At 68.0% G+C, this 6,104-nt stretch carries 5 protein-coding genes; 4 read left to right on the forward strand and 1 reads right to left on the reverse strand.

What is annotated here, in order from left to right:
* Positions 1-50 precede the first annotated feature (50 nt).
* The gene (gene thiD / locus ACFWPX_RS15800) at positions 51-899 is read left to right on the forward strand and encodes a bifunctional hydroxymethylpyrimidine kinase/phosphomethylpyrimidine kinase (RefSeq protein WP_378916637.1); all 849 of its coding nucleotides are present in this window, start codon (positions 51-53) and stop codon (positions 897-899) included.
* A gap of 112 nt (positions 900-1,011) precedes the next feature.
* Here the strand turns inward: thiD and ACFWPX_RS15805 are convergent, their stop codons facing one another.
* Positions 1,012-1,737 (reverse strand): TetR/AcrR family transcriptional regulator, encoded by a 726-nt coding sequence (locus ACFWPX_RS15805; protein WP_378927966.1) that lies wholly within the window; start codon positions 1,735-1,737, stop codon positions 1,012-1,014.
* Between the two features lie 150 nt (positions 1,738-1,887).
* On the opposite strand from ACFWPX_RS15805, the gene ACFWPX_RS15810 reads away from it, so the two are divergent.
* The 3 genes from ACFWPX_RS15810 (at position 1,888) to ACFWPX_RS15820 (ending at position 5,984) form a co-directional block, all read left to right on the forward strand.
* The gene (locus ACFWPX_RS15810) at positions 1,888-2,514 is read left to right on the forward strand and encodes a class I SAM-dependent methyltransferase (RefSeq protein WP_378916644.1); all 627 of its coding nucleotides are present in this window, start codon (positions 1,888-1,890) and stop codon (positions 2,512-2,514) included.
* A gap of 69 nt (positions 2,515-2,583) precedes the next feature.
* The gene (locus tag ACFWPX_RS15815; RefSeq protein WP_378927967.1) at positions 2,584-3,900 is read left to right on the forward strand and encodes a glycosyltransferase; all 1,317 of its coding nucleotides are present in this window, start codon (positions 2,584-2,586) and stop codon (positions 3,898-3,900) included.
* On the forward strand, positions 3,897-5,984 hold the full coding sequence (locus tag ACFWPX_RS15820; protein WP_378927968.1) for an ArnT family glycosyltransferase: 2,088 nt from the start codon (positions 3,897-3,899) through the stop codon (positions 5,982-5,984). The genes ACFWPX_RS15815 and ACFWPX_RS15820 overlap by 4 nt, the downstream gene beginning before the upstream one ends.
* Positions 5,985-6,104 lie beyond the last annotated feature (120 nt).

Below are 6,104 nucleotides of genomic sequence, written 5' to 3' on the forward strand. Positions count from 1 at the left end.
AGCTCGCAGTCGGGGCCCGCACAAACACGCGCGAGCCGTAGGGTTGGGGCGTGAAGATGTTGCCGCTGACCCCTGATGGCCAGACCCCCGTTCGCGCGCTCACCATCGCGGGCACCGACTCCGGTGGCGGCGCCGGTATCCAGGCCGATTCGCGCACCATGGCACTGTGCGGTGTGCACGCGTGCGTGGCGGTGGCCGCCGTGACCGTGCAGAACACGGTGGGCGTCAGCGGTTTTCACGAGATCCCGCCGCAGATCGTGGCCGATCAGGTGCGGGCGGTCGTTCGCGATATCGGCATCGGTGCGGCCAAGACCGGCATGCTCGCCTCCACCGCGATCATCGAGGCGGTCGCCGGGGTATGCCGTGAGCTCGGGATCGGGCGCGACGGCACCATCCCGCTGGTGGTCGATCCGGTCGCGGCCTCCATGCACGGCGATCCGCTGCTCCACGCGGAAGCCCTCGAGGCAGTGCGTAATACGCTGATTCCGCTCGCGACCGTCGTCACCCCGAACCTCGACGAGGTGCGCCTGATCACCGGCATCGAAGTGGTCGACGACGCCACCGCGCGCAAGGCCGCCGAGGCATTGCACGCACTGGGCGCGCAGTGGGCGATCGTGAAGGGCGGGCACCTGCGCGCGTCGGAATTCAGCACCGATCTGCTCTACGACGGCGACACCTTCCGCGAGTTCACCGCGCCGCGCATCGCCACCGGCAACGACCACGGCGGTGGGGACACCCTGGCCGCGGCGATCGCCAGCGCGCTCGCCAACGGCTACTCGGTCCCCGACGCGGTGGAATTCGCCAAGGAGTGGACCTACCGCTGCCTGGCCGCTTCCTACGACCTCGGCGCAGGTCACGGGCCCGTCTCCCCACTCTGGAGACTGCACACTGATGCCTAGCGTGGCGTCGCGAACTTGTCGGTGCCCAGGTTCATACTGAACTCATCGCACCCCAGCCGACCCCAACGGCGTGATCGGCGAGAACAATGGAGTTCGTGTCGGGCGCGAGGATTCAGTCGAGACCGAAAGCGTCGTGCAGAGGTTTCGACGGGTCGATTTTGACCCCGTTGAAGCGGGCATGCGCCTGCGCCAATGCCGAGATACTCTCGGCCAGATAGTCGACGAAGCGCTCGACCGGCATCGCCGATACTTCGCGTTGATTCGCGCCGAGCCACCAGTCCGTGGCCGAGGCGACCGCACCGAAAATCGAATAGTTCACCAATTCGATCCCGGTCACGTCGATCGATTCCGTCGGGAGCAGGCCCGCGAAGAATTCCGCTGCGCGCCTTGCTGATTGACGGGCCGCGACCAGGGCGCGTTCGGTTTCCTTGGCCTGCTGGCTGAAATGGCTGTGCAGCATGAACCGGAAGACATTCGGGTGTGCCGACACCACCGCCACGTACTCGGTGGCCGCGGTGTGCACGAGTTCGGCGATGGAATCGTCGGTGAGATTCACGCTGGTGAGCACGCGCTCCCAGAGCGTGTCGCGCACGCGGTCGACGATCGCGTTGTAGAGGTCGGTCTTGTCCTCGAAATGGCGATACAGCTTCGGCTTGGCCGCGCCGGCCTCCTTGGCGATATCGCCCATGCTCACATCGGGCCCGACCTGATCCAGCGCCCGGAAAGCCGCATCGACGAATTCGATACGCACCTGCACGCGATGCTCACGCCAGCGTTCGGTCCGCGCGTCGACACGGCGACGCGGCGCCTCGTCCGTTTTGGGGTAACCGCGCGTCACGGTAGTAATACTAGGGCGGGCCGTACCGGAGGCTACGCACCCCACCGAGAGTGGAAACACATTTGCCGAAACAGCAAGAATTCTGGCGGTCATCGGAGTAGTCGATGCACTATCGGATGATCCTTTCACCCTGACTGACCAGGAGCATCGATGACCGAGACCGTGGCGAACGCCGAAGAGTTCTGGGAAGACTTCTACCGCGAACGTGCGCAGATCTGGACCGGTAACCCGAACCCACTTCTGGTGCGTGAAGTGTCCGAGCTGAACCCGGGGACGGCCCTCGACCTGGGCTGCGGCGAGGGCGCCGACGCGATCTGGTTGGCCGAGCGCGGCTGGCGGGTCACCGCGGTCGATATCTCCGCGACCGCGATGGAGCGCGGTGCGCGACGGGCCGCCGAGGCCGGGGTGACGATCGTGTGGGACCGCCACGACCTGCAGGCGAGTTTCCCGGCGGGCACCTTCGACCTGGTGTCCGCCCAGTTCCTGCACTCGCCGGTGGAGCGGCCGGACGAGCGAGCCGGGATCCTGCGCAGTGCGGCGGCCGCCGTCGCACCGGGTGGGGTGCTGGTGATCGGCGCGCACGCGGCCGCGCCGAGCTGGGCCTCCAGCGCGATGCACGAGCATGTGTTCCCGACCATCGAGCAGGTAATCGAGCAGCTCGAGCTCGGGCCCGGCTGGCAGGTCGAGACCGCCGAGCTCGTCCACAGCCCGTCGACCAGCCCCGACGGCGTGGTCGGTGAGCGCGCCGACAGCGTGCTGCGCGTGCGTCGCGGCTGATCACGATCCCCAGCAACCTCCCAGCTCGGTCCCAGCTCGGTGGCAGCGCGGCCATCGAGTCTGGGTGTCATGACTCAGACCGAGGCCGAGCAGAAGGCCATGCAGAGCAGCCGCGCGCCGGTGCTCGACGTAGTGATACCCGTCTACAACGAGGAGGTCGATCTCGGCCTGCGCGTGCGTAGGCTGCATGCCTATCTGCGCGCCGGATTCCCGTTCACGGCCCGCATCACCATCGCCGACAATGCCAGCACCGACGCCACCCTCGCGGTGGCCGAGCTGCTGGCGGCGGAACTCGACGGCGTCGAGGTACTGCACCTGGACGCCAAGGGGCGTGGGCGGGCATTGCGGACCGCGTGGGAAGGGTCGGATGCGGCGGTGGTCGCGTACATGGACGTCGACCTGTCGACCGATCTGGACGCGCTGCTGCCGCTGATCGCGCCGCTGGTATCCGGGCATTCCGATCTCGCGATCGGCACCCGGCTCGATTCGTCGGCTCGCGTGGTGCGCGGCCCCAAGCGTGAGATCATCTCCCGCTGCTACAACCTGCTGCTGAAAACCACACTGCGGGCTGGCTTTTCGGACGCGCAATGCGGATTCAAGGCCGTGCGAACCGATGTCGCTCGCGAGCTGCTGCCGCTGGTGCGCGATGGCGAATGGTTCTTCGATACCGAGCTGCTGGTGCTGGCCGAACGGGCGGGACTGCGGATTCACGAGGTGCCCGTCGACTGGATCGACGATCCCGACAGCCGGGTCGACATCGTCGATACCGCGCGCAAGGATCTGCGCGGGATCTGGCGGTTGACCAGGGCGCTGACCACCGGCGCCCTCCCGCTGGACGAGTTGCGGGCCGCCGTCGGGCGTGAACCGCTGGTGGCCGGGGTGCCGCTCGGCATGGTCGGCCAGCTGGTGCGGTTCGCGATCGTCGGGGTGACCTCGACGCTCGCCTACATCGTGCTGTACCTACTGTTGCAGCCGGTGGCAGGCAGCCAGGGCGCCAATCTGGTGTCGCTGCTGATCACCGCGGTGGGCAATACCGCCGCCAACCGGGCGTTCACCTTCGGCGTGCGCGGGCGCGGCAGCGCGGTGTCGCACCAGTTCCAGGGCTTGGCCATCTTCGCGTTCGGGCTGGCGATCACCAGCGGGTCGCTGTTCGCCCTGCACCGCTGGGCTCCCGACGCGCCCGTCGCGGTGGAGCTCACCGTGCTGATCACCGCCAATCTCGTTGCGACACTTGCTCGTTTCGTCGGCTTGCGCTGGGTGTTCCGGAACGTGGGCACCGACCGCCCGGTCCTCGCGCACTCGACCCACTCCGCCCCGGCGTTCGGCGCTACCGACAGCGGCCACGAATCGGCAGAACGCCTCGGTGCGTTGGAGGTGCGTCGATGACTACGACCATCGCTCCCCCGTCTCCCTCCGACATCGTGAATCCCACGGCGACCAGAAAACGTTGGGAGCGCCCGGCATTGGCGGTGCTGCTACTCGGCACGCTGATCGCCTATCTCATCAATCTCGGCGCCAACGGGTGGGCCAACGACTTCTATGCCGCTGCGATACAAGCGGGTTCGCAATCGTGGGAGGCGTTCTTCTTCGGTTCCTCCGATGCCGCGAACTCGATCACCGTGGACAAACCGCCCGCTTCGCTGTGGGTGATGGAACTTTCGGTACGGCTGTTCGGGCTCAACAGCTGGAGCATGCTGGTGCCACAGGTCCTGCTCGGCGTGGCCAGTGTCGCGTTGCTGTGGGCAACGGTGCGCAGGTCGTTCGGACCCGCGGCGGGGTTGATCGCGGGCACGGTTCTCGCGGTGACTCCCGTTGCGGTGCTGATGTTCCGGTTCAACAATCCTGACGCGCTGCTCGTATTGCTGATGGTCGCGGCCACGTGGGCGATGACGCGCGCGGTCGCGGACGGGCGCTGGCGCTGGTTGCTGCTCACCGGCGGGTTGATCGGATTCGGCTTCCTCGCCAAGCAGTTGCAGGTGCTGCTGGTGGTGCCGCCCTTGGCGCTGACGTATCTGATCGCCGGACCGCCCAAGCTGGGTAAGCGGGTCGCACAGCTGTTCGCCGCCGGCGCGGCGATGGTGGTCGCGGCGGGCTGGTGGTTGCTGGCGGTGGAGCTGTGGCCCGCGGATTCCCGGCCGTGGATCGGTGGGTCGCAGAACAATTCGATCATCGAACTGACCCTCGGATACAACGGGCTCGGGCGGTTGAACGGCAATGAGACCGGCAGCGTCGGGCCGGGTGGCGAACTGCCCGCAGGTGGGAACGGAATGTGGGGCAGCACCGGGATCACCCGGATGTTCGAGTCCGCGCAGGGCGGTCAGATCGCGTGGTTGATTCCGGCGGCGTTGCTCGCGCTCGTGGCCGGGCTCGTGTTGCGCGGCCGAGCGCCACGTACCGATCGCCGCCGTGCCGCGCTGATTCTCTGGGGCGGTTGGCTTCTCGTCACCGGGTTGGTGTTCAGCTTCATGGCGGGGATCTTCCACCAGTACTACACGGTGGCGCTCGCGCCCGCTGTCGCGGCGCTGGTGGGGATCGGGGCGGTGCAGATCTGGGGTTCGCGTGATCGGTTGTGGGTGCGGTGTGCAGGTGCTGTGGCCATCGGGCTCACCACGGCGACCGCGTGGATATTGCTGTCGCGCAGTGCTTCCTTCCAGCCGTGGTTGCGATGGGCGATTCTTGCTGCCGGCGTCGTCACCACCGTTGCCTTCGTGTTCCCACTGGCGCGCAAGCAGTCGGTGATCGCCGCGCTCGCCGCCGCCTTCATCGGACTCGCCGGGCCGATCGCCTACTCGGTCGACACTCTCGCGTCCGCGCATTCCGGTGCGATCCCCTCCGCCGGTCCGAGTTCCGGCGGGATGCACGGAATGGGTGGACCCGGTATGCGTCCCGGCGGTGACGGTGGCAGGCCCGGCGCCGAGGGATCCGCCACCACCGGCGCCAGGGACGGTGCCGCGCCCGGTGGTACGCCCCCGGACGGTGCGGCCACGGGTGCGCCGACCGGCATGCCGTCGGACGGTGGCGCGCAGGGGCAAGACGGCACGGCGATGCCGGACGGTTCCGCCCAGGGTACGAATGGTGGTGACCAGCGCATGGGTGGCGCGGGTGGACTACTCGGCGGATCACGTCCGAGCGATCAGATCGTCACCCTGCTCGAGGCGAACGGCACCGACTACACCTGGGTCGCGGCGGCGGTCGGCTCCAACAGCGCCGCCGGATATCAGCTCGCCACCGAGCTGCCGGTGATGCCGATCGGCGGATTCAACGGCAGCGACCCGTCCCCGACCCTCGAACAGTTCCAGCAGTACGTGGCCGACGGAAAGATCCACTACTTCGTCGGCGGTGGGCGCGGGGGCCCCGGCGGAAACAGTGAGTCGACCAGCTCGGCGATCACCGCCTGGGTGACGGCGAACTACACCGCCACAACAGTCGACGGAGTCACTCTCTACGACCTCACCCAACTGAAGTCGTAGCCGTCACGCCGTCAGGCCGGGGGGCGCGGGGGGCCCCCCCCCCCCCCCCCCCCCCCCCCCCCGCCAATGGGCGCCCCGAAAAGGCAACGACCAACACACACCACCCCCCCCAGCCCCCCC

The sequence above is a fragment of the Nocardia sp. NPDC058518 genome (assembly GCF_042719655.1).
GTDB lineage: Bacteria > Actinomycetota > Actinomycetes > Mycobacteriales > Mycobacteriaceae > Nocardia.

What these genes read in the sequence shown, in the direction of transcription:
- ACFWPX_RS15810 (WP_378916644.1), top strand. Translation starts at nt 1,888, where the DNA reads ATGACCGAGACCGTGGCGAACGCCGAAGAGTTCTGGGAAGACTTCTAC.
- ACFWPX_RS15815 (WP_378927967.1), top strand. Translation starts at nt 2,584, where the DNA reads ATGACTCAGACCGAGGCCGAGCAGAAGGCCATGCAGAGCAGCCGCGCG.
- ACFWPX_RS15820 (WP_378927968.1), top strand. Translation starts at nt 3,897, where the DNA reads ATGACTACGACCATCGCTCCCCCGTCTCCCTCCGACATCGTGAATCCC.